This is a genomic window from Bradyrhizobium sp. (genome assembly GCF_030654605.1).
Lineage (GTDB): Bacteria > Pseudomonadota > Alphaproteobacteria > Rhizobiales > Xanthobacteraceae > Bradyrhizobium.
The window spans coordinates 49879-76161 of the sequence record NZ_JAURXB010000114.1; the positions used below are offsets into that span (position 1 = coordinate 49879).

The 26283-nt window shown below is 62.9% G+C and carries 26 protein-coding genes; 12 read left to right on the forward strand and 14 right to left on the reverse strand.

The annotated features are described in order from the left end of the window. Positions 1 to 20: 20 nt before the first annotated feature. The 3 genes from gyrA to Q7U29_RS11455 all read right to left on the reverse strand — a co-directional run bounded on the left by gyrA (position 21) and on the right by Q7U29_RS11455 (position 4027). Positions 21 to 2753: a DNA gyrase subunit A gene (gene gyrA, locus Q7U29_RS11445; RefSeq protein WP_304741442.1), complete on the reverse strand. Its 2733-nt coding sequence runs from the start codon at positions 2751 to 2753 to the stop codon at positions 21 to 23. 204 nt (positions 2754 to 2957) lie between these two features. After that, positions 2958 to 3356 (reverse strand): DUF2306 domain-containing protein, encoded by a 399-nt coding sequence (locus tag Q7U29_RS11450; RefSeq protein ID WP_304741444.1) that lies wholly within the window; start codon positions 3354 to 3356, stop codon positions 2958 to 2960. Positions 3357 to 3520: 164 nt separating this feature from the next. Then, the gene (locus tag Q7U29_RS11455) at positions 3521 to 4027 is read right to left on the reverse strand and encodes a single-stranded DNA-binding protein (RefSeq protein WP_304741445.1); all 507 of its coding nucleotides are present in this window, start codon (positions 4025 to 4027) and stop codon (positions 3521 to 3523) included. Between the two features lie 484 nt (positions 4028 to 4511). On the opposite strand from Q7U29_RS11455, the gene Q7U29_RS11460 reads away from it, so the two are divergent. The 3 genes from Q7U29_RS11460 (at position 4512) to Q7U29_RS11470 (ending at position 9537) form a co-directional block, all read left to right on the forward strand. After that, the gene (locus Q7U29_RS11460) at positions 4512 to 5285 is read left to right on the forward strand and encodes an outer membrane protein (RefSeq protein ID WP_304741447.1); all 774 of its coding nucleotides are present in this window, start codon (positions 4512 to 4514) and stop codon (positions 5283 to 5285) included. Positions 5286 to 5537: 252 nt separating this feature from the next. Further along, a complete protein-coding gene (gene uvrA, locus Q7U29_RS11465) occupies positions 5538 to 8519 on the forward strand; it encodes an excinuclease ABC subunit UvrA (protein WP_304741449.1) in 2982 nt (993 codons plus the stop codon). 4 nt (positions 8520 to 8523) lie between these two features. After that, positions 8524 to 9537: a hypothetical protein gene (locus Q7U29_RS11470; protein ID WP_304741450.1), complete on the forward strand. Its 1014-nt coding sequence runs from the start codon at positions 8524 to 8526 to the stop codon at positions 9535 to 9537. Positions 9538 to 9858: 321 nt separating this feature from the next. On the opposite strand, the gene Q7U29_RS11475 is transcribed toward Q7U29_RS11470, so the two are convergent. The 5 genes from Q7U29_RS11475 to Q7U29_RS11495 form a co-directional block, all read right to left on the reverse strand. Then, positions 9859 to 10146, reverse strand: coding sequence for a HigA family addiction module antitoxin (locus Q7U29_RS11475; protein WP_304741452.1), 288 nt, complete (start codon positions 10144 to 10146; stop codon positions 9859 to 9861). Positions 10147 to 10281: 135 nt separating this feature from the next. Further along, entirely contained in the window at positions 10282 to 11052 is a 771-nt protein-coding gene (locus Q7U29_RS11480) for an AAA family ATPase (RefSeq protein WP_304741454.1), read from the reverse strand. A 192-nt stretch (positions 11053 to 11244) separates the two neighbouring features. Further along, positions 11245 to 11886, reverse strand: a complete 642-nt coding sequence (locus Q7U29_RS11485) for a hypothetical protein (protein WP_304741456.1) — start codon at positions 11884 to 11886, stop codon at positions 11245 to 11247. Positions 11887 to 12632: 746 nt separating this feature from the next. Next, complete coding sequence (locus tag Q7U29_RS11490; protein WP_304741458.1) at positions 12633 to 13493, reverse strand: PCC domain-containing protein; 861 nt, start codon at positions 13491 to 13493, stop codon at positions 12633 to 12635. After that, a complete protein-coding gene (locus Q7U29_RS11495) occupies positions 13493 to 15169 on the reverse strand; it encodes an acyl-CoA synthetase (RefSeq protein ID WP_304741459.1) in 1677 nt (558 codons plus the stop codon). Before Q7U29_RS11495 ends, Q7U29_RS11490 begins: the two co-directional genes overlap by 1 nt. An 86-nt stretch (positions 15170 to 15255) precedes the next feature. Between Q7U29_RS11495 and Q7U29_RS11500 the strand changes: the two genes are divergently transcribed. After that, positions 15256 to 16032, forward strand: a complete 777-nt coding sequence (locus Q7U29_RS11500) for a potassium channel family protein (protein WP_304741509.1) — start codon at positions 15256 to 15258, stop codon at positions 16030 to 16032. 21 nt (positions 16033 to 16053) lie between these two features. On the opposite strand, the gene Q7U29_RS11505 is transcribed toward Q7U29_RS11500, so the two are convergent. The 3 genes from Q7U29_RS11505 to Q7U29_RS11515 form a co-directional block, all read right to left on the reverse strand. Beyond that, positions 16054 to 16182 (reverse strand): hypothetical protein, encoded by a 129-nt coding sequence (locus Q7U29_RS11505; protein WP_304741461.1) that lies wholly within the window; start codon positions 16180 to 16182, stop codon positions 16054 to 16056. A gap of 222 nt (positions 16183 to 16404) precedes the next feature. After that, complete coding sequence (locus Q7U29_RS11510; RefSeq protein ID WP_304741463.1) at positions 16405 to 16800, reverse strand: SPW repeat protein; 396 nt, start codon at positions 16798 to 16800, stop codon at positions 16405 to 16407. Positions 16801 to 16970: 170 nt separating this feature from the next. Next, complete coding sequence (locus tag Q7U29_RS11515) at positions 16971 to 17915, reverse strand: tetratricopeptide repeat protein (RefSeq protein ID WP_304741465.1); 945 nt, start codon at positions 17913 to 17915, stop codon at positions 16971 to 16973. A gap of 104 nt (positions 17916 to 18019) precedes the next feature. On the opposite strand from Q7U29_RS11515, the gene Q7U29_RS11520 reads away from it, so the two are divergent. The 3 genes from Q7U29_RS11520 to Q7U29_RS11530 all read left to right on the forward strand — a co-directional run bounded on the left by Q7U29_RS11520 (position 18020) and on the right by Q7U29_RS11530 (position 19131). Next, a complete protein-coding gene (locus Q7U29_RS11520; RefSeq protein WP_304741467.1) occupies positions 18020 to 18298 on the forward strand; it encodes a GNAT family N-acetyltransferase in 279 nt (92 codons plus the stop codon). A gap of 98 nt (positions 18299 to 18396) precedes the next feature. Then, positions 18397 to 18816, forward strand: a complete 420-nt coding sequence (locus Q7U29_RS11525) for a PaaI family thioesterase (protein WP_304741468.1) — start codon at positions 18397 to 18399, stop codon at positions 18814 to 18816. Positions 18817 to 18963: 147 nt separating this feature from the next. Continuing rightward, the gene (locus Q7U29_RS11530; protein ID WP_304741470.1) at positions 18964 to 19131 is read left to right on the forward strand and encodes a DUF1127 domain-containing protein; all 168 of its coding nucleotides are present in this window, start codon (positions 18964 to 18966) and stop codon (positions 19129 to 19131) included. Between the two features lie 87 nt (positions 19132 to 19218). Here the strand turns inward: Q7U29_RS11530 and Q7U29_RS11535 are convergent, their stop codons facing one another. Next, complete coding sequence (locus Q7U29_RS11535; protein ID WP_304741472.1) at positions 19219 to 19590, reverse strand: DUF3597 domain-containing protein; 372 nt, start codon at positions 19588 to 19590, stop codon at positions 19219 to 19221. A 254-nt stretch (positions 19591 to 19844) separates the two neighbouring features. Between Q7U29_RS11535 and Q7U29_RS11540 the strand changes: the two genes are divergently transcribed. The 5 genes from Q7U29_RS11540 (at position 19845) to Q7U29_RS11560 (ending at position 24922) form a co-directional block, all read left to right on the forward strand. Further along, entirely contained in the window at positions 19845 to 20765 is a 921-nt protein-coding gene (locus Q7U29_RS11540) for a DUF2189 domain-containing protein (protein ID WP_304741474.1), read from the forward strand. A 102-nt stretch (positions 20766 to 20867) separates the two neighbouring features. Continuing rightward, entirely contained in the window at positions 20868 to 21683 is an 816-nt protein-coding gene (locus Q7U29_RS11545) for a lytic transglycosylase domain-containing protein (RefSeq protein WP_304741476.1), read from the forward strand. Between the two features lie 401 nt (positions 21684 to 22084). After that, positions 22085 to 22237: a DUF1127 domain-containing protein gene (locus tag Q7U29_RS11550; protein WP_304741478.1), complete on the forward strand. Its 153-nt coding sequence runs from the start codon at positions 22085 to 22087 to the stop codon at positions 22235 to 22237. Positions 22238 to 22344: 107 nt separating this feature from the next. Then, entirely contained in the window at positions 22345 to 23778 is a 1434-nt protein-coding gene (trmFO, locus tag Q7U29_RS11555) for a methylenetetrahydrofolate--tRNA-(uracil(54)-C(5))-methyltransferase (FADH(2)-oxidizing) TrmFO (RefSeq protein ID WP_304741480.1), read from the forward strand. A gap of 7 nt (positions 23779 to 23785) precedes the next feature. Beyond that, positions 23786 to 24922: a serine/threonine protein kinase gene (locus tag Q7U29_RS11560; protein ID WP_304741482.1), complete on the forward strand. Its 1137-nt coding sequence runs from the start codon at positions 23786 to 23788 to the stop codon at positions 24920 to 24922. A 120-nt stretch (positions 24923 to 25042) separates the two neighbouring features. Here Q7U29_RS11560 and Q7U29_RS11565 read toward each other — a convergent pair whose 3' ends face one another. Together Q7U29_RS11565 and Q7U29_RS11570 are read right to left on the reverse strand one after the other, a co-directional pair. Continuing rightward, on the reverse strand, positions 25043 to 25903 hold the full coding sequence (locus Q7U29_RS11565; RefSeq protein ID WP_304741484.1) for a phytoene/squalene synthase family protein: 861 nt from the start codon (positions 25901 to 25903) through the stop codon (positions 25043 to 25045). Beyond that, positions 25900 to 26283 carry an Mth938-like domain-containing protein gene (locus tag Q7U29_RS11570; protein ID WP_304741486.1) on the reverse strand — a complete coding sequence of 128 codons (384 nt, stop codon included), beginning with the start codon at positions 26281 to 26283 and terminating at the stop codon, positions 25900 to 25902. The genes Q7U29_RS11565 and Q7U29_RS11570 overlap by 4 nt, the downstream gene beginning before the upstream one ends.

Genomic DNA, 26283 nt, shown 5'->3' on the forward strand with positions numbered 1-26283 from the left:
GGGCGTGGCGATCCGAAACGCTATTCGCCGCTCGCGCTTCCATTGCCGTTTTCGGCGTCTTCGCCGATATGCTCGACCGACACCACGTGCTCGTCCTCGGCGGTGTCGAACACGATGACGCCCTGGGTGGAGCGGCCGGCGACCCGGATGCCCTCGACCGGACAGCGGATCAGCTGACCCTTGTCGGTCACCAGCATGATCTGATCGCTATCCTCGACCGGGAACGACGCCACCAGCTTGCCGTTGCGGTTGTTGACCGACATCGCGACGATGCCTTTGCCGCCGCGGCCGGTGGTGCGGTATTCGAACGACGAGGTGCGCTTGCCGTAGCCGTTGACCGACACCGTGAGCACGACCTGCTCCTGCGCCGACATCTCGATGTAGCGCTCGGAACTGAGCTGAATGGCGCCGGAGGTCTCTTCGCCCTCGGTTTCCGCGCCCTCTTCGGCGGCGGCTTCGCCCGCGACGGCGCGGCGCATCTTCAGATAGGCCGACCGCTCGTCCGATGTCGCCTCGACATGCCGCAGGATCGACAGCGAAATCAGTCTGTCGGCCTCGGCCAAGGCGATGCCGCGCACGCCCATCGAGGTGCGGCCCGAAAATACCCTGACGTCGGTGACGGGGAAGCGGATGCACTGGCCGCCGGCGGCGGTCAGCAGCACGTCGTCATGCTCGGTGCAGATCTGCACGTCGACGATCGCCTCGTCCTCGTCGAGCTTCATGGCGATGATGCCGGAGCGCCTGACGTCGACGAAATCCGACAATTTGTTGCGGCGGACGTTGCCTCCGGTGGTGGCGAACATCACGTCGAGATTGGCCCAGGAGGATTCATCCTCGGGCAGCGGCATGATGGTGGTGATGCGCTCGCCCTGCTCCAGCGGCAGGATGTTGATCAGGGCCTTGCCGCGGCCGTTCGGCGCCGCCACCGGCAGGCGCCATACCTTTTCCTTGTAGACCTGGCCGCGCGACGAGAAGAACAGCACCGGCGTGTGCGTCGACGCGACAAACAGCCGGCTGACGAAGTCCTCGTCGCGGGTCTGCATGCCGGAACGGCCCTTGCCGCCGCGGCGCTGCGCCCGATAGGCCGACAGCGGCACGCGCTTGACGTAGCCGGCATGCGAGACCGTGACCACCATGTCCTCGCGCTGGATCAGGTCCTCGTCCTCGACCTCGTCCTCATGCTCGATGATTTCGGTCTTGCGCGGGGTGGCGAATTCCGACTTCACCGCGGTGAGTTCATCCTTGATGATCGACTGGACCCGGGCCCGCGAACGCAGGATTTCCAGATAGTCGGCGATTTCCACCGCCAGTTTGTCGAGCTCTTCGCCGATCTCCTCGCGGCCGAGCGCGGTCAGGCGCGCCAGCCGTAAATCGAGAATCGCTTGCGCCTGCTCGAACGACAGCCGCGCGGTGCCGTCTTCGGCGAGCCGGTGCCGGGGATCGTCGATCAGGGTGATCATCGCCGACACGTCCTTGGCCGCCCAGTTGCGCTCCATCAGGGTGTCGCGCGCGGCGGCGGGATTGGGCGAGGTCCGGATCACGTGGATAATCTCGTCGATATTGGCGACTGCAATCGCGAGACCAACCAAAATGTGGGCGCGGTCGCGCGCCTTGTTGAGCAGGAACTTGGTGCGCCGCGTCACCACCTGTTCGCGGAACGCGACGAAGATGGACAGCAGGTCCTTCAGGTTCATCACTTGCGGGCGGCCGGCGTCGAGCGCCACCATGTTGCAGCCGAAATTGGTCTGCAGCGGCGTGAACCGGTAGAGCTGGTTCAGCACCACTTCCGGCACCGCATCGCGTTTCAGTTCGACGACGACGCGAAAACCGTCGCGATCGGATTCGTCGCGCAGCGCGGAAATGCCCTCGATCTTCTTGTCGCGATTCAATTCGTCGATACGCGCGACCATGGAAGCCTTGTTCACCTGGTAGGGAATTTCCGAGATGATGATGGCTTCGCGGTCCTTACCCCAGTTCTCGATCTTCACCTTGCCGCGCATCACGACCGAGCCGCGGCCGAGATGATACGCTGAACGGATGCCCTGGCGTCCCAGGATGATGCCGCCAGTCGGAAAATCCGGTCCCGGAATGATGGCGTTGAGATCGTCGATCGACAGCGCGGGGTCGTCGATCAGCGCAACGCAGGCGTCGATCACCTCACCGAGATTGTGCGGGGGGATGTTGGTGGCCATGCCGACGGCGATGCCGCCGGAGCCGTTGACCAGCAGATTGGGAAATTTGGCGGGCAGCACCCGCGGTTCGCGAAACGCGCCGTCGTAGTTGTCCTGGTAGTCGACGGTGTCCTTGTCGAGATCGTCGAGCAGCAGTTGCGCAATCTTGGTCATGCGCGATTCGGTGTACCGCATCGCGGCCGCCGTATCGCCGTCGACCGAGCCAAAATTGCCCTGGCCATCGATCAGCGGCACGCGCATGGAGAATTCCTGCGCCATGCGGACCATCGCGTCATAGACCGACTGGTCGCCATGCGGATGGTATTTACCGATGACGTCGCCGACGGTGCGCGCCGACTTGCGGTACGGCTTGTTGTATTCGAACCCGTTCTCGGACATCGCGAACAGAATCCGGCGATGCACCGGCTTCAATCCGTCGCGCGCATCCGGCAGCGCCCGCGCCACGATCACGCTCATGGCGTAATCGAGGTAGCTGCGCTTCATCTCGTCGAGGATGGATACGGGGCGAATATCGGACGGCGCCGGCGGTTCGCCGGGCTTCTCATCTTCAGGTTCAGACAAAGGGGGAATCCGGTCAGTTTTGGCTCAGAATCATATAGCGTATCGAGGCCTTTCTAACCACCCCTAACTGCCGTGCGCCAGCGGTTTTTCCCTTCGTTTTTTCATGGACTTAAGGGCAGGTTGATGCAGCCTGCCGGGCCCGCGAATCCAGCCGGGCGAAGTGGGCGAGAAACCGCTCCCCGGCCCGTCTCTTTTTGCGGCCCATCAGGACCCGAACAGGACGTCGTGCATCAGCCGGCCGGGCAGCAGTGTGAACAGCCCCGCCAGGATCAACGCGCCGGCATAGATCGAGATCATCGTGATCTTGTGGGCGCGCACGCGGTGCCTGCGGGCTGCCACGACGCCTACCACCAGCATGATGGGCGTGAACACCGAGATCAGGTGGATCGGGCTCCAGGGCCCCCACAATTTGATGCCGTGGATCAGGAACGAGGACGCGCTGATCACCAGCATCAGCGCGACCCAGACCCACCCCAGCGTCCGGTGCGGCAGCGTGCCCTTGGGTGCTGCGAGTTGAACCCCGCCGAGCACGAAGGCGGCCAATGCCGCGAAGGCATGCACCTGGATTTCCGGAGCGGCGGCGAGCAGCGGAGCGAGCGACATTCGAAACACCTGTGAGGCCTGACGGGAGGATCGATGTAATGAATATTTACATCTATCTTTCCACTGTCAAGTTTATTCGCGCGATGCCCGAAAACGCATCATGGCCGGACTCTGGAGCCCGGCCACGATTGAAAACGCTCGTCTCTCCATCCCGCAAGCCGGGATCAGAACGGAATGTCGTCGTCCATGTCGTTGTTGCGGGCGCCGGCGCCGGCCGCCACGCGGCGCGGTGGTTGGCTGGACGACGGACCGCCAGAGCCGAAATCGCCGCCGGCGGAGTCGTCCGGCCCATAGCTGCCGCCGCCGCCGCCCGCACCGCTGCGGCCGTCGAGCATGGTCAGCGTCGAGTTGAATCCCTGCAGAACCACTTCGGTCGAGTATTTCTCGACGCCGGCCTGGTCGGTCCATTTGCGGGTCTGCAGCGCGCCTTCGATATAAACCTTGGCGCCCTTCTTGAGATACTGCTCGACGATCTTGCAGAGCGGCTCGGAGAAGATCACCACGCGGTGCCACTCGGTCTTTTCCTTGCGCTCGCCGGTGGCCTTGTCACGCCAGGTTTCGGAGGTCGCCACGCTCAGATTGGCGATCGGCCGCCCATCCTGGGTCCGCCGGATTTCCGGGTCCTTGCCGAGATTTCCGACCAGAATCACCTTGTTTACGCTTCCCGCCATCGCCGCTCTCCACTCCTGGAATGTACTGACCTGTCCGGATCCGCTGGCCGCCGGCTGAATTCCGGGATTGCCATCAAGACCACGCTTCGGACCATCTTGAACCCGACCCTATACGCTCGCCGCCGCCGCGCGCCTCGCGATCCCCCGGGGATCGCGAGGTTATCCACATATAGCATTCTCGTCGGCAATGTTCCAGTTTTGTTCCGTGTTTTCCTAAGTTGCAAACCACGCACCGGTATCCCGGCACGGCGGCGACGCTCCGGGGAACAAAAGTTCCATCAGGTTCCCGCCGGGTTCCCGAATTCGGTAAACAAATCATTAACTTCCCGCGCTCCACTTCGCGGCGGAGTGTTGCATTTCGGAGACGGCTTTTTTCCTGGAATCGAATATTGTCATCCTTGGAATTGAGATTGTTTGGGCGCTCGCCCCGAAAATTCAAACCGCTTCGGGACCAAAGGAAGCGGGCTAAAACTGGAGAACTGAGATGAAGAAGTTTTTGCTGGGTACGGTTGGTTTGGTTGCGCTGGGCATGGCTGCTCCCGCATCGGCCGCTGATATGGCCGCGCGCCCCTACACCAAGGCTCCCGCGATGATCGCCGCAGTCTATGACTGGAGCGGTTTCTACGTCGGCGTCAACGGCGGTTGGGGATCGAGCCGCAAGAGCTGGGACTTCGTAACCCCGGCCGGCGTGTTCGTCGCAGGCGAAGGCAGCCACGATGCAACCGGCGGCACCGTCGGCGGCCAGATCGGCTATCGCTGGCAGGCTTCGCAGTGGGTGTTCGGCTTGGAAGCTCAGGGCAACTGGGCTGACTTCCATGGCCGCAACCAAAGCCTGGCCTTCCCGGCCTTCGGCAACGACACCCGCGTCGATGCCTTCGGCCTGTTCACCGGCCAGGTCGGCTATGCCTTCAACAACGCCCTGTTCTACGTAAAGGGCGGCGCCGCGGTGACTTCGGATCGCTATCGTTCCTACCTGGTCGCCAACAACGCGATTGTCACTAACAATGTTGACGACACCCGTTGGGGTGGCGTGGTCGGCGTCGGCCTCGAATACGGCTTCGCCCCGAACTGGTCGTTCGCGATCGAATACGATCACATGTTCATGCAGGACAGGACCTACACCTTCGTCAACAACGGCAACGGCGGTGGCGGCGCAGCCGGCGTGTTGTACGGCACCGATCGCATCCGTCAGGACGTCGATCTGGTTACCGCCCGCATCAACTACCGTTGGGGTGGCCCGGTCGTCGCAAAGTACTGATCTTCCCGACCCGATCTCTATCAAGATACGAAAGGCCGGCCTTGCGCCGGCCTTTTTGTTTGCCTGGGTACTGCCAGCTGCTGCCATCGAAACCGCATTCGAAACAAACGGTTGATGAGTAGCAGTTGGGGCTGGAAATCGCCGCAGTTCTTCCTATGTTCCATGCTTCACCCCATCGGCGTATGGTCCCGGTTGATCCGGCGATGCGCGCCTGAACGCTAGCGGCGTCGTACGCGCCTTGGGAATGCCGACATGGATGAAGTGCTCAGGGCGAAGCGCCAACCGAACGCCGGCTCCGGCATGCGCGCGATTACGATTCGCGGCGCGCGCGAGCACAACCTCAAAAACGTCGACCTGGAAATTCCGCGCGACAAGCTCGTGGTGTTCACGGGGCTGTCGGGTTCCGGAAAATCCTCGCTCGCCTTCGACACCATCTATGCCGAGGGCCAGCGCCGTTACGTCGAATCGCTGTCGGCCTATGCGCGCCAGTTCCTGGAGATGATGCAGAAGCCCGACGTCGACCAGATCGACGGGCTGTCGCCGGCGATCTCGATCGAGCAGAAGACGACATCGAAAAACCCGCGCTCCACCGTCGGCACCGTCACCGAGATCTACGATTACATGCGGTTGTTGTGGGCCCGCGTCGGCGTGCCCTACTCGCCCGCCACGGGTCTTCCGATCGAAAGCCAGATCGTCTCGCAGATGGTCGACCGCGTGCTGGCGCTGCCCGAGGGCACCAGGCTCTATCTGCTGGCGCCCGTGGTGCGCGGCCGCAAGGGCGAATACCGCAAGGAGCTCGCCGAATACCTCAAGAAGGGATTCCAGCGCGTCAAGATCGACGGCGCCTTCCACGAGCTGTCGGAAGCCCCCGTGCTCGACAAGAAATTCCCGCACGACATCGACGTCGTGGTCGACCGCATCGTGGTCCGCCCCGATATCGGCCAGCGCCTCGCCGAAAGCTTCGAGACCGCGCTGAAGCTGGCCGAGGGCCTGGCGGTGATCGAATATGCCGACGCGCCGCCTGCCGCCGCCGGAGCCGAGAAAAAGTCCGACAAGAAGACCGCCAAGATCCACGACAAGACCGGCGCCGAGCGGATCCTGTTCTCGGAAAAATTCGCCTGCCCGGTGTCCGGCTTCACCATTCCGGAAATCGAGCCCCGGCTGTTCTCCTTCAACAATCCCTATGGCGCCTGCCCGGCCTGCGGCGGCCTCGGCGTCGAGCAGCATATCGACGAGGAGCTGGTCATTCCCGACAAGGAATTGACCCTGCGCAAGGGCGCGATCGCGCCATGGGCGAAATCGTCGTCGCCCTATTACATCCAGACCCTGACTGCGCTCGGCAAATTCTACAAGTTCACGCTCGACACCAAGTGGAAGGACCTGCCGAAGAAGGTGCAGCAGGCCTTGCTGCACGGCTCCGGCGACGACGAGATCAAGTTTTCCTATGAAGACGGCGTGCGCTCCTACGACACCAAGAAACCGTTCGAGGGCGTCATCACCAACCTCGACCGCCGCTACCGCGAAACCGAGAGCGAATGGGCGCGCGAAGAGCTGGGAAAATACTTTTCCGACATCCCATGCGAGGGCTGCCACGGCCACCGGCTGAAGCCGGAGGCGCTTTGCGTCAAGATCGGCGGCAAGCATATTGGCGAGATCTCGGAACTGTCGGTGCGCCGCGCCGGCGAGTGGTTCGAGACCGTGCCGAAGGCGCTCAACGCCCAGCAGAACGAGATCGCCGCGCGCGTGCTGAAGGAGATCCGCGAGCGGCTCTCCTTCCTGCTCGACGTCGGCCTGACTTACCTGACGCTGGCGCGCGCCTCCGGCACGCTGTCCGGCGGCGAGAGCCAGCGCATCCGGCTGGCGTCGCAGATCGGCTCGGGGCTGACCGGCGTGCTCTACGTGCTGGACGAGCCGTCGATCGGCCTGCACCAGCGCGACAATGCCCGGCTTCTGGAGACCCTGAAGCGGTTGCGCGACCTCGGCAACACCGTGATCGTGGTCGAGCATGACGAGGACGCCATTCGGCTGGCCGACTACGTCGTCGACGTCGGTCCCGGCGCCGGTGTCCATGGCGGCAACATCGTCGCCAAGGGCACGCCCGCGGAGGTCATGAACAACCCGAAATCGCTGACCGGAAAATATCTCACCGGCGAATTGTCGGTGGAAATTCCCGAACGCAAGCCGCCGAACCATCGCCGCACCATCAAGGTGATCAACGCCCGCGGCAACAATCTGAAAAACGTCTCGGCGGAGATTCCGCTGGGGCTGTTCACCTGCGTCACCGGCGTTTCCGGCGGCGGCAAGTCCACGCTGTTGATCGACACCCTCTACAAGGCGATCGCGCGAAAGCTCAACAACGCCAGCGAGGGCGCCGCCCCGCACGACCGCATCGAGGGCTTGGAGCATATCGACAAGATCATCGACATCGACCAGTCGCCGATCGGCCGCACCCCGCGCTCGAATCCCGCGACCTATACCGGCGCGTTCACGCCGATCCGCGAATGGTTCGCCGGCCTCCCCGAAGCCAAGGCCCGCGGCTACGAGCCCGGCCGCTTCTCCTTCAACGTCAAGGGCGGCCGCTGCGAGGCCTGCCAGGGCGACGGCGTCATCAAGATCGAGATGCACTTCCTGCCCGACGTCTACGTCACCTGCGACGTCTGCAAGGGCAAGCGCTACAACCGCGAAACCCTCGAAGTGCTGTTCAAGGGCAAGAGCATCGCCGACGTGCTCGACATGACCGTCGAGGAAGCCGCCGAGTTCTTCAAGGCCGTCCCCCGCGTCCGCGAAACATTTAAAACGCTGCACCGGGTCGGCCTCGACTACATCCATGTCGGCCAGCAGGCCACCACGCTGTCCGGCGGCGAAGCCCAGCGCGTCAAGCTGGCAAAGGAACTGTCAAAGCGCGCCACCGGCCGCACGCTCTACATCCTGGACGAGCCGACCACCGGCCTGCACTTTCACGACGTCAAGAAACTGCTGGAAGTGCTGCACGAACTGGTGTCGCAGGGCAACACGGTCGTCGTCATCGAACACAATCTCGAAGTGATCAAGACCGCGGACTGGGTCATCGACCTCGGCCCCGAAGGCGGCGACGGCGGCGGCGAAATCGTCGCCTGGGGTCCGCCGGAAGATATCGTCAAGGCGCCAAGGAGCTATACGGGGAAGTTTCTGGGACCGGTGCTGGCGAAGGCGGAAGGCGGGAAGAGGAAGCGCGGGGTCGAGGCGGCGGAGTGAGTTATTGGGCTACGTCACAATTCCGCGAATACAATCACGCGAACTGCGCAAAGCGATAAAGGGCTTTAAGCAGCTTAACCTGCGTACTGTCGACATAGACGTTTTGAAAACGGCGCTAGCGCCAATTCTCCATCACTACGTTCATCCAGCTCCTCTGATTCAGCCCGGCGAGCTCATATTTCGGACCGTTACATGGGGCGATAGACCTTCGCTCATGAAGCACCTGACCTACCCACCAGCGGATAAGGTCGGCTATGGTCGGTGCAACAGACCCGGCGATCCGCTCTTTTACGGCAGTACGAGTGGCATATCTGCAATTCAAGAGTTGGCGCCGTCAAATGGCACTCGACTAGTCCTATCCATGTGGCGCGTGACCCAACCTATTTTCGTTGCTTGTGTTGGGTATTCTGAAAGAACCTTCCGGGATTTCGGATCAAAGAGATGGTCGGATGTTTGGTGGCAGAAGGAGGACTTGCCGGAATTTGAACCAGTTGGAGCCAGAACCCCTGCGAATAATTTAGTGAACCGCTTCTTGGCCAAAGAGTTTACGAAATCGATTCCAAAGGGCGAATCTTGGAAGTACAAACTGTCTGTTTGCATCTCCGAAACCTTTCTCAAGGCGAAGCCTTTTGAGAACGCAAATGGGGAAATTCCCGGGGTCCTTCGAGCAGGAGAAAGTACCGCGGGGCTGGAGGTATCTGCGTTGGTGTATCCATCTGTCGCGGCGGCAGCAAATAATGATAACATCGCGATCAACAGCTCAACTTCTGATTCCTCGCTGTCATTCGTTTGGGCACAATTCCTGGAAATTGAACGAACAAACGAGAAAGCTGACGAGTTCAATCCGAAGGGCCTAGATTTCGCAAATTGCACAACGCCGACCGGCGAGCTTGTTTGGTTCAATCATTTTCCAAATGTTCTGGTTCCCGGCACCGATCTTCGTCTCGATCTGGACGGGGGCGCGTTGGTCCTCAAAGATTCCAAAAATATCATCGCAGGAAGATTCCCTCCGCAATAACTATCAACCTTACCGACAGCACGTAGGGCGGATACGGCTCAATGCGCTGCTCTATTGCGCCCTACTGCTATCGAGCTATTGTCACCTAAGCTACGGATCGTATTTTGACGATGGCAAACCACCTGCTCACAGGCGCCGGCTTTAGTCACAATTGGGGTGGATGGCTCGCCTCTGAGGCTTTCGCGTACCTGCTCGGTTGCAGCGCGTAGGATGGGTTGAGCCCTTCGCGAAACCCATCATCTTCGTCCTCGCTGATGGGTATCGCTTTCGAGGCTTGGCATGAATGCCCGCCTCTTTTGCTCCACCCATCCTACATGCCGCCTACGCTGCGTCCGCCGGCCTCACGCGTTTTGCAATCTCCGCGCCCTTATCCCGCACGACGACGCCGATATCATACTGACCCTGCAAATCGAGCCAGAACGGCGCGCCATTGCCAAAGTAGTGTCCAAGGCGAACAGCCGTATCGGCGGTGATCGAGCGGCGGCCGTTGAGAATGTCCGTCACGCGGCCCGAGGGCACGCCGATATCGAGTGACAGCCGGTTGGCGCTGAGCTTGCGGGCTGTCAGCTCGCGCTTCAACAAGCGCCCGGGGTGTACGACAGGAGCCATGATGATCGATCAACCTCTGTGGTGGCCCACGATTTCACTGCGGCACCCAGCGCGTAGGATGGGTGGAGCGTAGCGATACCCATCATCTTCACAAACGGTGGGTTTCGCTACGCTCTACCCACCCTACGATTCACTTCACTCCCCCACCACCGCCTCGACGAACCCCGCCGGATCCTCGCAGAACTCCCGCATGAGCTTGTAGTGGTCCGTGTCCTTCACGCTCACCGGCTCCAGCCCGTATTTTGTCAATCGCAGCAGCCGCGCGCCGGGATAGGCCATCAGGACAGGCGAATGCGTGGCCATGATGATCTGGCAGTGGCCGGAATTTTCCATCCGCCGCATCAGCTTCAAAAATTCCATCTGTCGCGAGGGCGACAGCGCGGATTCCGGCTCGTCGAAAATGTAGATGCCCTGGCGCTGGCAGCGTTCTTCGAAGAAGCGCAAAAAACCCTCGCCGTGCGAATGGGAGAGGAAATCCGGCGGCGGTCCGCTCAGCGGTTCGCGGGCCGCCTCGTCGAGATATCTGGCGACGGAAAAGAAACTCTCGGCGCGGAAGAACCAGCCGTTGGTGACCTTCGGCAGCCAACTCGCGCGCAGCGCGCTGGAAAGCCGGCCGCCCATCGCCTCGATGGCGATGGAATGATCGACCGGCATATAGCCCTTGCCGCCGCCGGCTTCGTCGTAGCCGGCGAGCACGGCGATGCCTTCCAGCAAGGTGGATTTGCCGGTGCCGTTTTCGCCCACGATGATGGTAATGGAGCGGTCGAAGTTCAGATCGAAATCATCCTGCAGGAACGGCAGGCAGAACGGATAGGCCGCACGGTCGGTAATGCGCGACGGCTCAAGCCAGATCCGCCTGAGATACGGCGCCGGCAGGTTGATCGGGCGGTTTCGTCTGGAGGCCATCTGTCCGTTCCAAGGGCGCCATCGGAACATAACCGGAACAAAGGTGCTTTGGAAGTCAGTTCCTCCCAGCTCACAACCTGCTTGAGATGGCTGCCGCCTGGAAACGCGGCGCTCCAAGTCGGAGACAATATACGGTATTTAATTACCTATAGATGCCCGGCAACCACGCCCCCGCCAGGCCCATCCAGTCAATCATGACAACCCCTCCCCGTTTTGTCGCATAGCATGCCCCTCTATAACGCCAGGTCCCGCGTCCAATGCCGAACACGACGGCACGTTACCCTGTTGCCTATTATTTTCTTCTTCGACGCCACGCTCGCGCGGGAGCGTCCCATCTGACCTCAGACTGAACCCCGAAAACCGAATCCCCGCATATCGCTGTTCGGGCTTTCCCTCGACGCTGAATCCACGTTTCGCCATCCGGTGTTCTTCTTCCACCGTGATCAGGATCGGCGGATATTCGCCAATGATGTAAGCCGCTCGATCGAGGTTCAGGGTTTTTCGCTCATCCAGAAACATCTGATACATCTTGCTGAGCGGGCGGACATGTTCGAACGTGACCCTGGTTTTCCAGCCCTTCTCGCCCGCCGCCACGATCAGCCTGGCGGCGTCGCTGGCGCGATGGTACAGGCGCCAGCTCTTGTTCGAGAAGGTGCCGCCTTCCAGGTAAAGCGAGAGTCCGCGCAGCATTTGCGTGGTCGAAAAGCTCGGCTTGATCCCCGCCTTGGCGCAATCGATCAGCGCCCTGATCAGTATGCGGGCCTTTCTCGCATCGAGCGATTTATGGTGGATCGAATATCGCGTTTGTCCCGGCAGTGGGGCCATCAAATTCATTTTGCCTCGCAAGGGCGATTCCGTCGGCCTTGATTATACAACAAATCGACCCGACGGGCAAATCACTTCTGTTTACCAGAATTCGTGTCAAGCCCTTCGGTGAAAAATATTTCTGTTTTCCAGAATTACAAATTGGGTTATACAATCGGCCATCCCGTCCCATTCAGAGGGGACGTTTCGCGAACGTCACGGACGTCGGGGGCGGGGATGCGGTGGACGCAGCGGCGCGCGAGACGGGCGGGTTTGCGGCGGATGGCGAAATCGTGTGGTTCCGACACCCCAAAGGCAGGTGTCAAGCCTGTGGTCAGTCCCGCAGGCGACGGTGGCAAAAGTGCAGGGCTCACCGAGAAGAGCACGTATAAGCCTTAAACCATCGCGCAGGGAAAGCCGGATGCCTCCGCTTCACCTGTATGCTCGTGTGCCGCCTACCTCTACCCTATTGCACACGAGACCGCGGGTGCAGCGCGCACCCGGCTTTCCCTGCGCCCTCTCTATTCTTGAGGGCAAACGGTTTGGAAAACTTCGGGCGCATGGCGCCGCGAGAACGTCAACGCATGTTCGGCTGTTTGATAACGCCCCCAGTCGTCATCGCCCGGCTCGACCGGGCGACCCAGTATTCCAGAGACGGCAACAATAGAGCCGAGAGAGCGTGGCGTACTGGATCCCCCGCCTACGCGGGGGACGACGGTTGGAGGGTGTGCACGTTTGGATTGCCGCCGTTGCGAGCGAAGCGAAACTCGCCTGCCCTACGCCAACACTTCCAGCACCAACTCCATCGTCATCAGCACCGGATTGTCGCCGCGCTTGAGCCGGCCCTCGGCGAGGCCGCCGGTGTAGTCGACGACGGCAATGTCCAGCTCGGCTTCGAGCGTGCCACCTGCCCCCGCCGCGATGACTCCCGAACGGATCGCGAGTTCGGTCGCGAATGGTTCGACGATGCGGCCGTCCGCGAAGCGCACGCCGATCGTGCTGCCGACGCCGCCGTGCAGCTTCGCGTGCGTGATACCGCGCTCATGGCAGAACGCCTCCAGCGCGCCGGCAAAATCCTGGTTCGGCCGCAGCCGCAGCGCGAAAGCGCGGCTGGTCGTCTCGGCGGCAGAGGTCGCGCACGCAACCGGCCCGAACAATTTGAAATTGGTCTCGGGATCGGGCTCGCCCAAAAATACCGCGCCGTCGATTCCGAATGCCTCCACCACAAACGGCTCGGCGACCATGGTCTCCTCGGGCAGGATATGGCCGCCGCCGGCACGGCCGTCGGCCTCCAGCCACAGTGCGTGGCAATGAAAGAACGGCGCGCCGTCGCGCTGCCCCAGGGTCATGGCGCCGCTCTGGAGCTGCGTGACACCGGCGGGCCGGAAGGTGTCGCTGTAGAATGCGGCGTTGTCGCCGGTCTTCGACAGCGCCGGCATCACATAGGCGAAGGGGCCGAGCGCCCCGCTCTGCATGTTCATTACGCCGCCGGCAAAACCCTGCGCCGCAAAGCCGCGGCGCGCGGCTTCCAGCAGCGGCAGGCCGGCTTCCAGAGTGAAGGCGAACGCGCGGCCCCGGGCCTCCACCCACTGGATACGCTCGGGCGCCGGCGGGCCGGGCTGCTTTATCAACCGCATCAGCTGCCCTGCTTCGCGTCAACACCGAGCAGGCCGCGCGCCTCGAGTTCATCGCGCACCAGCCGCTTCGGAATCTTGCCGTAGCCGGATTTCGGCAGCGCCTCCCAGAAGAAGAACCGCTTCGGCATCTTGTAGCGCGGCACTTTTGTAGCCAGGAAGGTGGCGAGTTCGAGCTCGCTCACCGCGGCCGAACCTTCGCGCGCCACGCAGACGGCGATACCGACCTCACCCCAGACCGGGTCCGGCACGCCGACGATCGCGACCTCGCCTATTCCGGGATGCGTCAGAATCTTCTCCTCCACCTCGCGCGGATAGATGTTGGAGCCGCCCGAGATGTACATGTCCGAGGCGCGGCCGGTGATGTAGACAAAACCTTCGTCATCGACATGGCCGAGATCGCCGGTGCGGAACCAGCCGTCGCGAAACGCCTTGGCGTTGGCTTCGGGATTGTCGTAGTAGCCGGCGAACACGGCGGGGCCGATCACGCAGATTTCGCCGGTCTCGAAGGCCTTGAGCTCGCGCCCGTCATCGCCCTGGATCGAGACCTGCATGCCGGTGCGTTCATAGCCGCAGGAGCCGATCCGCGCCCGCGGCCCGTCCTCGGCATCGTGCAATTCCCGCGGCAGCACCGTGATGTTGCCGGTGACCTCGCCAAGCCCGAAATACTGCACCAGCACCTTGCCGAGTTTCGTCAGTGCCGCCTTCTGGTCCTCGCGGTACATCGGCGCCCCCGCATAGATGATGTAGCGCAGCGAGGAATGGTCGAAACGATCGACCGCGGGATGCTCGACCATCATCTTCAGGATGGTCGGCACGGTAAAGATATTGGTGACGCGGTGGCTCTCGATCAAGCGGAACGCCTCGTTGATGTCGAACCGCTCCGACGGCAGCAGGATGGTCGGCACGCCGCGCGCGACCTGCACCAGCTGGTGCACGCCGGCGCCGTGCGACAGCGGCGCCACCACCAGCGATGCATCGTTCTCCGTGGTGCCCGGCATCAGGTCGGCCAGATGATTGGTCACCACAAACGCCATCTGGCCATGGGTCAGCACCGCCGCCTTGGATCGCCCGGTGGTGCCGGAAGTGAAGAAGAACCAGCAGGGATCGTCGTAGTCGACGGCGGCGTTTTCGAACCTGGCACCCGCATGCGCCGATATGACCTCGCTCACCGACTTCTCGGCGAAGGCGCCCTCGCCGATCCGCCAGGTGAATTCGAGCGCCGGGCTCGCCGCCTTGACGGCCGCCGCATGGTCGGGAAAATCGCCGTGGCAGAGAAATGCCTTCGCGCCGGAGGCGGTCGCGAGATACGCCACCTCGTCCGGCATCAGCCTGAAGTTGGTGGGAACCCAGACCGCGCCGAGCCGAAACGCCGCGAACATCGACCAGAACATCTCGTCGCAATTCTTGGAATGCACGAGGATGCGGTCGCCCTTGACGATGCCGCTTGCCGCGAGGGCTGCCGCCAGCGCCGAGACGTGGTCGTCGATCTCGCGCCAGTTCCAGGACCTGTCGCCCCAGATGAAGCCCGGGCGGTCGCCGTGGCGGCGGGCATTTTGCGTCAGCATGTAAGCGAGGTTCATGACCCGGCGGGACATGCGCAGGATGCCGCCGGTGGGTGCGGCAGCGGGTACGGGTTCGATCACGTCGACGGCTCCGGAAATTGAAAGCTTCTGCATGGCAAATCTGGCGACGATGTTTCGCCGATCCGCGATTGCAATCATAGTCCTAAACGGATGAAGATGTCGCCATGACCTTCGCTTCCATGACCTTCCATTCGCTGAAGAGCAGCATCCGCCGCCTCTACGAAGGCGCGACGCCGCGCGGGGTCCGTTTCCGCTATGCCCTGCTGGGGTTCGATATCGTCACGGTGCTGTTCATCATCGCGACCTCGTTCCTGCCCTCCAGCCAGACCATCGAGGCGCTCGACGTCCTGTTCGGCATCGGGATTCTTGCCGATTTCGCCGCGCGACTGCTGGTCAGCCGGCATCGGTTGCGCGAATTCACCCGGTTTTCGACGTGGACCGATGTGGTTGCCATCGTCTCGTTCCTCGCGCCGCTGGCGGGAGAAGCCGGCGGCTTTCTTCGCATCCTGCGAACCTTGCGGCTGCTGCGCGACTATCAGATGCTGGTGCGCCTGCGCACCGATAGCTCGTTCTTCCGGCGCAATGAAGATGTCATCTTCGCCGTCACCAACCTCGCGGTATTCATCTTCGTGATGACCGCGATCGTCTACGAGACCCAGAAATTTCGCAACGATCAGATCACGAATTATGCCGACGCGCTGTACTTCACGGTCACGGCGCTGACCACCACCGGCTTCGGCGACATCACCCTGCCCGGCACGCTCGGCCGCCTGATCTCGGTCGTCATCATGATTTTCGGCGTTACCCTGTTCTTCAATCTCGCCCGTGCGCTGCTCAACCCGAACAAGGTCCGGTTTCCCTGCCCGTCCTGCGGCCTGCAGCGCCACGACAGCGACGCCGTGCATTGCAAGGCGTGTGGCGTGGTGCTGAATATTCCCGACGAGGGCCATTCCTGAGCCGGCGTGACGGCGGCATCCTCAGCGCAAGCCTGTCCCGCCGCAGCGCTGGCATTTCACCACCTTGTCGCCCTTCTTCAGCAGGCCCTTGCCCTCGCAATTCTTGCATTTCTGCTTCTTCTTGATGTTGGGGCCCTTTTGGCTCGTCATGACGTTCTCCAGAGCGGAAGCGCTGCGGCGCCGGCAAGACGACCGCGTCCGCGCCATCAGCTTATAGGCTGATCCGGCCGGCTTGAGGACAGCCATGATGGCTCGCCGGATGCCGGTTCTGGACCACCAGCGGCCGACGGCGCGCCCTCGCGTTCAAGAACTGGCGTCCGGACGAAACCCGCCGGTCCGTTGTCAAAACCGGCGGGCCCGACCCGTGGGCGGCTATTGCCCGTGCCTGGCCAGATCCTGCTCGTTCAAATCCCAGTCCTGCCACAGCTGCAGGGCGGCGAGCAGCAACACCAGCCCGCCAAGACCGAGGTGCCAGATGCCGAGCGTGCCGGAATAGCCGAGGACATAGGGCGAGGCGATCAGCCACAACCCGGCCAGGAGTTCGACCACCTCCTCCCAACGCTGCAGCGCCACATATTCAAGCTGGGCGAGGCCGAACACCAGGATGCCGATCGCAAACGCATTCAGGATCACGAAGCCGCGCTCCGCATCACCCCCATGGTCTGGCTCGGTCGGGAACCATGGCGACAACGCGATCAGCAATCCAAGCAGCATTCCGCACCAGTCTTCCCAGGTTCGATGCGTGTCCAAAAAACGAAAAGTCGACATTGTAAACCTCCCTTCAAAAGAGGCATACGTCAGCGGCTGCCGAGCATGACACTCCGACTGTCAGGCGACCGGTCCGGCCGCATCGGGGGCGTATGTCTTCCCAAGACGTGGGGAAGGCTTTGGCGCATGCAAGACCGGATCAGGGCGTAATTGCGCTGGCAGCGGGCTGGCTACGGCGTCGCCCCGAGCTGTCGCAGGCTCGCGCGCGCCGTCGAAAGATCCGGGCGCAGTTCCAGCGCCTTCCTGAAATCGGCGATCGCGCCCGCTTTGTCGCCGAGCCGCAATTTCGCCTGCCCGCGGTTGTTCCAGGAAAACACGTCGGCCGGATCGTATTGCACCGCCTTGTCGTAATCGGCGAGGCCACCCGCGTTGTCGCCCTTGTAGAGCCGGATCATGCCGCGATTGCGCCAGCCGCGCGCGTCGGTCGGCGCCAGCCTGATCACTTCGGCATAATCGGCGGCGGCACGGTCGAGCTGTTCGGAATCGCGCCAGGCATTGCCGCGGTTGATATAGGCGAGCACACCGGGCCTGAGCCTGATCTGCACGCTGTAGTCCTCGATCGCGCGCGCCATGTCGCGCTTGCGATAATGGAGATAGCCGCGATTGCCGTAGGCGATGGCCAGTGCGGGATCGTGTTTGATGGCGGCATTGAAATCGGTCAAGGCGCGCTCCAGATCGCCTCTGCCGGCCCAGGCGTCGCCGCGATTGTTGTAGGCCAGCGCGAAGCCGGGGTCGATGCGGAGCGCCTCGTCATAGTCGGCCATGGCACGGTCGAGGTCGCGCTTGATGGCGTAGACACGGCCGCGGTTGGTATGGGCGCATGGATAGGCCGGGTTGAGCCGGATGGCCTCGTTGAGATCGGCGAGCGCGGCATCGAGGTCGCGCTTTTCGGTCAGACCATGGCCGCGGTTGCAGAACGCCGCCGCGAGCTTGCGGCCGGTCTCCGCCCTGGCGTCGATTACCGACGAGCACGCCGACACGCGTTCATCAGGCGTGGAAGTCGCGCCGATGCACGCCTGCCATGACCGGTTAGCTTGGGCACCTGCCGTTGACGGCAGTGAGAGCGTCATTGCTGCGCCCAACAGCGCAGCGGTCAGGCCGGCCGAAATACGCATATTCGCAGTCCCTCCATGCGCCACCTCGCTTGGTCGCAGGTTTGCATCGGCGGGTTCACGCCCCTAAATGAGGTAAAGGAAATCGTTGTTGGAGAATTCAGCGCATGGCGGCAGCATCCGTTCGCGACAACAAGGCGCAAAGCCGGTTCGAACTCGACGTCGAGGGCACACTGGCGTTCGCCGATTACCGCCTGACGCCGTCGGCCGTTGTCATCACCCACACCGAGACACCGCGCGCGCTGCGCGGCCGAGGCATCGCGTCCGAGCTGGTGCACGGCGCGCTGCAGCTGATCCGCGCCGACGGCTTGAAGGTGATCGCAGGCTGCAGTTTTGTGGTGGATTATTTGCGCAAGCACCCGGAATTTGCGGACCTTGCGGCGTAATCGATGGTGCCTTCCCGCAACTTGCGGCCCGTTGCTCCTGACGACGCCGTGTGGCATTCACTTTGCCTGGGCAGCAACGTTTCAGGAACAATCCAGCGATGACCGATTCACCCCCCGCGGGATTTCAGCCGTTCGGGGTGACCGACGGCTTCATCGGGCACAATGGCCCTTATTACTGGCGTCAGGACTCTGCGGGCCAGCTCGAATTCGGCTTCCAGACCGACGCGCGGCACGGCAATCCCAACGGCGTTCTGCATGGCGGCGCGGTGCTGGGCTTTCTCGATACCATCCTCGGCCATGCCGTGGTCAAGGGCGCGCAGCGGCCTTGTGCCACCATTTCCCTGGACAGCCGGTTCATTGCAACGGCGGCACCGGGAGAATGGATCGGCGGCCGCACCACGGTCAGAAAGCTTACCCGCAGCTTTGCCTTCGTCGACGCCGAGGCTTTCGCGGGCGAAAAGCTGCTGGTCGCGGCGACCGCGATTTTCCGCATCTTCGAGGGAGAGCCCCGGAAGTAACCTCCCTCGCCCGCGCGGCGACCATCCGTAACATTACGGAAGATCGCACGATTTTGCTGCAGCGCAATGAACCATTAACGGATCGGTGCCACGAACGGGCGTCGGTACCAGTCAGTGCCTCTGCTTAGATCTCCGGGAAAATCGGCCATGTTCATTGCATCACTTGTCGGCGCCATCGCGCAATACCTTCGCTATCGATCGCAACTCACCAGCATCAGCCGCCTCGATGATCACATCCTGCGCGACATCGGCCTCAACCGCAGCGAGCTGCGATCAGCGGCCTGGGATATGGCCACGCATGGTGTCGGCCACTAACCGCTGCGTTCGGTTCGCATGCAAAAAAGGCCCGCCGTTCGGCGGGCCTTTTGATGTCGTCCTGTGGTCCGCAGGTTGCCCGCCGGCCTAGTGCTTGATCTCCGGCGGCAGCTTGCCGCCATTGGCGGCAAACTTCGTCATCACCTGCTTGTGCAGCCAGATGTTCATGCTGGCGGAATCGTTGCTGTCACCGGTGTAGCCCAGCTCCTTTGCGAGCTCCTTGCGCGCGCTGAAGCTGGAATCGATATCGAGCGCCTTCATCAGATCGACGATCGAAGTCCGCCATTCCAGCTTTTCACCCTTGGCCTTTACCGCGGCGTCCAGGATCGGAGCGACGTCCACGGTGGCAGCGGGCGCAGCCGCCGTTCCGCCTGATCCGGCAGCCGTACCGCCGCCCGCAGGAGCCGCATCGGCCTTGGTGCCAAAGATTGCGCTCATGATTTTTCCGAAAATGCTCATGGTTTTCTCCTGAAAGACGTTACGGACAGCCCGTCCGAACCTTAGCGCGCCCGCCGGCGCTTGCCAATGCAGCATTCACCGAAGCGTGAGCGACGGCGCGGATGATTGGGAGTACGCTGATGGTTCAGTTCGCGACATGGCCTGCTCCGGTTTCCTGTCTTCGCGTCTGGCCCTGATCGTGATCGTTTTCGGAAGACGGCCTGAGCGCCCGCAACGGCGTGACATCCGGCCGTCACACAAGGGAGACGACGACCATGGCCACGCCATTTCAGGGCAATGCTCCCGGCAATGCCACGCCGCTGGCTGCAGAAGACAGCGCAGCCGTCCCCGTCATCCGAACCATCGGCCTGTCCGACCTGCATCGGGCACTGCGACTCGGTTGGGAAGACTTCAAGGCCGTGCCCAGCCACGCCATCATTCTCTGCGTGATCTATCCGGTGCTCGGACTGGTGCTGGCGCGCACCGTGCTCGGCTATTCCGTTCTGCCGCTGCTGTTTCCGCTGGCGGCGGGCTTTGCCCTGCTCGGCCCGTTCGCGGCCCTCGGCCTCTATGAGCTGAGCCGCCGCCGTGAGCGCGGCGAACAGGCCTCCGGATGGGATGCGGTCGAGGTGCTGCGTTCGCCATCGTTCGGCGCCATGCTCGGGCTTGGCACGCTGCTGCTCGCGCTCTTCGTGGTCTGGGTGGCGACCGCACAGGCGATCTATGTCGCGGCGTTCGGTTACGAGGCCGCGGCCGGGATTCCGGATTTCGCGCGGCGCGTGCTGACGACGTCGCAGGGATGGTGGCTGATCGTCGTCGGCTGCGGCGTCGGCTTCCTGTTCGCGGTGGTGGCGCTGTGCGTCAGCGTGGTTTCATTCCCGCTGATGCTCGAGCGTCACGCCGGTGTCGGCGACGCCATGGTCACTTCGCTGCGCGCGGTGGCGCGCAATCCGGTGCCGATGGCAGCATGGGGATTGGTCGTCGCGGTGTTGCTGGTCGCGGGATCGCTGCCGTTCTTCCTCGGCCTCGCCATCGTCATCCCGCTGCTCGGCCATGCCACCTGGCACCTTTATCGCGAGGTCGTCGTGCCCGAGCTCAATCCGCAACCGCTGCCGCCCCGCCCGCATCGCGAGCGGCGTCCGGCGGCGGATTTCCCGGCCAACCTGTTCCCGTGGAAGCGCAAGAACGACGCCTAGCGGAGCGCCATCAAGCCGTCGGCCATTGTTGACCAGCGGCTTGACATGTCGGTGCTGTCCGAAGCCTTGTTTTGGCCGAGGTTGCCGACGAAACTTCGCGACATGAGCTTTCGATATCTGCTCAGAGCCATCGCACTCGGCGCCGTCCTGCTGACGCCGATCCCGGCCGCGTTCGCGGCGAACTGCGGCACCGGCAGCTTCGAGGTGTGGCTCGACGGTTTCAAGGCCGAAGCCGCCGCCAAGGGAATTTCGCAATCCGTCATCTCATCGGGCCTGAGCGGTGTCACGCCGGACAAGAGCGTGCTCTCCCGCGATCAGTCGCAGCGCGTCTTCAGCCAGAGTTTTGAGGAATTCTCCGGCCGCATGATCCCTCCCCGGCTTACGCGCGGCGCCAACATGTTGAAGCAGCATGGTTCGTTGCTCTCGCGCATCGAAAAGGACTACGGCGTGCCGGGCGAAGTGCTGGTGGCGATATGGGGGCTGGAGACCGACTACGGGGTCAACATCGGAAAATTCCCGACGCTGCGCTCGCTGGCGACGCTGGCTCACGACTGCCGGCGCTCGGAGCTGTTCCGGGCCGAATTGATGGATGCGTTGCGCATCGTCGAACGCGGCGATCTCGCGCCATCCGAAATGCGCGGCGCCTGGGCGGGCGAACTCGGCCAGACCCAGTTCATGCCGTCATCCTGGATCAAATACGCCGTCGATTTCGACGGCAACGGCCGCCGCGACCTGCTGCGCAGCGTTCCGGATGTGCTGGCTTCGACCGCCAATTTTCTCGCCGGCCATGGATGGCAGCGCGGCAAGGGCTGGGATGCCGGCAGCGCCAATTTCGCGGTGATCCAGCAATGGAACAAGAGTGAGGTCTATTCGAAGACGATCGCCGACTTCGCGACCCAGCTTTCCCGGGCACCCTAGTTTAGTCTGCCAAGCGAAGAAATGATTTTATATTCACAGCGCCATACGAAACTGCATGCGAATCACGCATGCGTGTACCGTCCTGATCAAGCCTTATGCACCCTGTTTTCGAGGGTCAGCTTGTGTGCAAGATTGGATCGCGTGCCCCTCGATCACCTAAAGCGCAGCGGATCTTTGTGACAATTCCGTGATAAAAGCGAAGGATTCAGACATCTTTGGGCGTGACGGGCGATCCCTCCCGCGCCTCCCGAAAGGTTAATCGATTCTTGCCGATGCCATGCGTTTTCCACTTAGCTGCACCGCAACATCTGAACTTCTGCACTGCGGTATGTTCCTCTATATTCATTTCAACGATGAAGCTTCCTCCAAGAGCTGAATCGTAGATACAAGGAGACTACCCCATGTTGCTCTCGCTCATCCGCATGATCCAGGCGTTCCGGGACTATCAGCGCAATGTCAGCGAATTGTCCCAGCTCAGCGATCGCGAACTGTCCGATATCGGATTGGATCGCTCGGACATTCCGCGCGTTGCAGCCGGTACCTATAACGGCTGATTCGTTTCTCAGCTGACTGACGAACGGATAACGCCCGCCCCGCTGCGGGCGTTGTCGTGTTTGCGGTGCATTCCACTTGGCCTGAAAACGCGCTACCTCTCTCGGCCATGAACGCCAGCAAATCCCCTCCTGAAACCGTCCATATCATCGGCGCCGGCCTCGCCGGATCGGAAGCTGCCTGGCAGGTCGCCAATGCAGGCATTGCCGTGGTCCTGCATGAGATGCGCCCGGTGCGGATGACCGAGGCCCATCGCACCGATGGTCTGGCCGAACTGGTCTGCTCCAACTCCTTCCGCTCCGACGATGCCGCCAACAACGCCGTGGGGCTGCTGCATGCCGAAATGCGCCGGCTGGGCTCGCTGATCATGCGGGCCGCCGACGCCAACCAGGTGCCTGCCGGCGGCGCCCTGGCGGTGGACCGCGACGGCTTCTCCGCGGCCGTCACCAAGGCCCTCACCGACCACCCGCTGATCGAGATCGACCGCACCGAGATCGGCGGCCTGCCGCCGGCCGACTGGGGCAATGTCATCGTCGCCACCGGGCCGCTGACTTCCGCACCGCTCGCGGAAGCCATCCGGAAACTCTCGGGCGAGGATGCGCTGGCGTTCTTCGACGCCATCGCCCCGATCGTGCACCGGGATTCCATCGACATGTCAGCGGCGTGGTTTCAGTCGCGCTACGACAAGGTCGGGCCCGGCGGCACCGGCGCCGACTACATCAACTGCCCCATGAACAAGGAGCAGTACGACGCCTTCGTCGAGGCACTGATCGCCGGCGAGAAGACCGACTTCAAGGAGTGGGAAACCAACACCCCCTATTTCGACGGCTGCCTGCCGATCGAGGTGATGGCCGAGCGCGGCCGCGAGACCCTGCGCCACGGGCCGATGAAACCGGTCGGGCTCACCAATCCGCACGATCCGACCGTGAAGGCCTATGCCATCGTGCAGCTGCGCCAGGACAACAAGCTCGGCACGCTCTACAATCTGGTCGGCTTTCAGACCAAGCTGAAGCACGGCGCCCAGCAGCGCGTGTTCCGCACCATTCCCGGACTCGAGAACGCCGAATTCGCCCGGCTCGGCGGCCTGCACCGCAACACCTTCCTGAATTCGCCAAAACTGCTGGACACGCAGCTGCGGTTGCGCGCCCAGCCGCGGCTGCGCTTCGCCGGGCAAATGACCGGCTGCGAGGGCTACGTGGAATCTGCCAGCATCGGGCTGATGGCCGGGCTTTACGCCGCCGCCGATGCCCGCTCGGCATCGCTGGCGCCACCGCCTTCGACCACGGCGCTGGGGTCGCTGCTCGGCCACATCACCGGCGGCCATATCGAGACCATCGATGCCGGCCCGCGCTCGTTCCAGCCGATGAACATCAATTTCGGGCTGTTTCCGCCGCTGGCCAGCGCACCTACAAAAAAACCCGACGGCACCCGATTGCGCGGCAACGAAAAGACCGTGGCCAAGAAACAAGCCATGAGCGCGCGCGCGCTGTCGGATCTCGATCGCTGGATAGCCGATCATCTGCGCGTTCAAGCGGCGGCGTGAGCATTCCATGAGTCTCCCGAGAGAAGACGCTGCCGTGCTGTCGGCGCGATGGACCGAAGGCGTGCTGCTGAAGCGCGACGTGTTTTCGACCGTCGAACGCGGCCGCTTTCGAGGGGATGCCGGCGAAGTCGACGCCGTGCTGCGCCGCCTGGATCAGGTGCCGTGGTGGTCCTGGCTGCCGGCGCGTCACCTGTTCGGACGCGAGGCCCGCGCGCTGGCGCTGGCGCGCAACCTCGATGTCGGGCCGGAACTGTTGTGGGCCGGCAAACAGGCGCTGGTGCGCGGCTTCATCAATGGCGTGGCGCTGCAAATGGCCAAGCCGCATGGCGATGCCGCCTATTTCCGCTCCGCCAAGCAGGCGCTGCGAAAAATGCATCGCGCCGGCATCTGCCATAACGATCTCGCCAAGGAACAAAACTGGCTGCGCGGCACCGATGGCCGTGCCTATGTCACGGACTTCCAGCTCGCCGCCTGCTTCAAGTCGCGCAGCAAGCTGTTCAGGATCGCGGCCTATGAAGACCTGCGACATCTCCTCAAGCACAAGCGCAGCTACGCGCCGGAGGCGCTGACGCCGACCGAGCGCAGGATCCTCGCGCGCAAATCGGCGGTCGCCAGCCTCTGGCTGATGACCGGCAAGAAGGTCTACCGCGCCATCACCCGCGGCCTGTTCAACTTCACCGACCGCGAAGGCGGCGGCCGGCGGCTGGTCAACGACGCGCCGGTCCTGCTCGAGCAGATCCGGAAAAACCCTGATGTCCGCGACGCCGCCATCGTCGCCTTCGCCGACCGCCGCACCGGCGTCGGGCTTTATGCGTTTGTGGAAGCCGACGGTACCGCGCTCGAGGAACGACTGCGCAGCGAGCTCACAGCGGCGAAGGGTCCCAAACCGCCGGAGCATATCCAGGTGGTGCAGGCGCTGCCGCGCGATGCCGCCGGCAAGCCCCGCACCGAGATTTTGCAGCTCGTGGCGATGAACCAGCTCGATCTGATCGAACCGATGATGACCTGCGACGCCGACCGCGCCTTCCTGAAGAGCATTCTGGAGTCGCGGAAGAACTTGCGGGACCGGTTCAATTTCGAGGCGGGTGATTTGGCGCAAACGCCGCCACAATCAAAGACCGTCATCACCCGCGAAGGCGGGTGATCCAGTATTCCAGAGACGTTTGAGGTTATATCGAGAGGCTGCGGCGTACTGGATACTCCGCTTTCGCGGAGTATGACGAGCTGGGGTGACGCGACGCAGCGCGCTACCGCAGGCTGATGCTTACGAAAATTCCTTCGACCGCGACGCCCGCCACAACGTCCACAGCGTCCGCAACCGCGACGTAACGTGCGGCGTGAACGGATCGTTATCCGCCCGCGACATTCGCTGCAGGTCGCTGCGGACCAGCGCCAACGGCAGGAGTACCGGCCTTACCTCCGACGGCACACTTTCAAGCAGCGCAAACGCCGTCTTCAAATGTCCCTGTCCCTCGGCGATCAATTGATCCAGCGCCGCGCGCAGTTTCGGTGTCTCCTTGCCGGCAAACACCTCCTCCATCCCGATGCCGTGTTGCTGCAGCAGTTGCAGCGGCACGAACAATTGGCGCCGTGACGCATCCAGCGGCAGCGCGGCGATCACCTGGGCGATGCCCTGCGCGAGGCCAGCATGGCGCGCGAGGTGCTCGATCTCGGGGGATTGGCGGCCACAGATTGCGGCGCCGAGCGAAAACAGCGCGCAGGCGGTATCGTTGATGTAGCCTTCCAGCGCCGCCATGGTCGGCATCGGATCGTTGTAGAGATCGAACTGGTGCTCGTCGATCAGCCGCGACAACCGCTCGACCGGCAGACGGCAGCTGCGGATCGCCAGCATCAGTTCGGCCGCCACCGGGTTGCCCTCGACGCCGCCATGGCTGGTGCCCGCCAGCATGTCGGTCCACCATTGCAGGCGCATTTCGCCGGGCAGCGGCTGGCTTACCTGCTCGCGTACCCGCGAAATCTCGACATTGAAGGCGTAGATCGCCAGCAGCGCGCGGCGCCGCTCTGTTGGCATGAACAAGGTGGATGCGTAGCGGGCGAAATCATGGCTGCGCACGAGGTCGGCGCAGAAGGCCGCGGATTCCCGGTTGCCGTCCCCGCCGCTCATGGCACCGCGATCAGCGCCGCCGCAACGCGCCGGCGCTCGCCGATCATGATGTTGTAGGTGGTGATTGCGGGTCCGGTCTGCATCGTGTCCAGCATCACCCTCACCGCGCGCAAGGCATCGCGTAGCGCGGATGGAGCCAGCCAGACGCGGGTACCGGTACCGATGATCAGGGTATCGATCCCATTGGCCGCTTCAAACACGCGGGCCAGCGAGGCCTCGTCGATCTGCTCGGGCCGGGCGACCGGCCAGGCCCAGATCGCCTCCGGCAGGCACAGCAGCGAACCACGGTGCGACATCTCGGCAAAGGCGAAGCCGCCCTTGCCGTAGGCCTCGATCGGCGCCGATCTCGGAAGATGCGGAGCGTCCGACGCGGCCGGCAT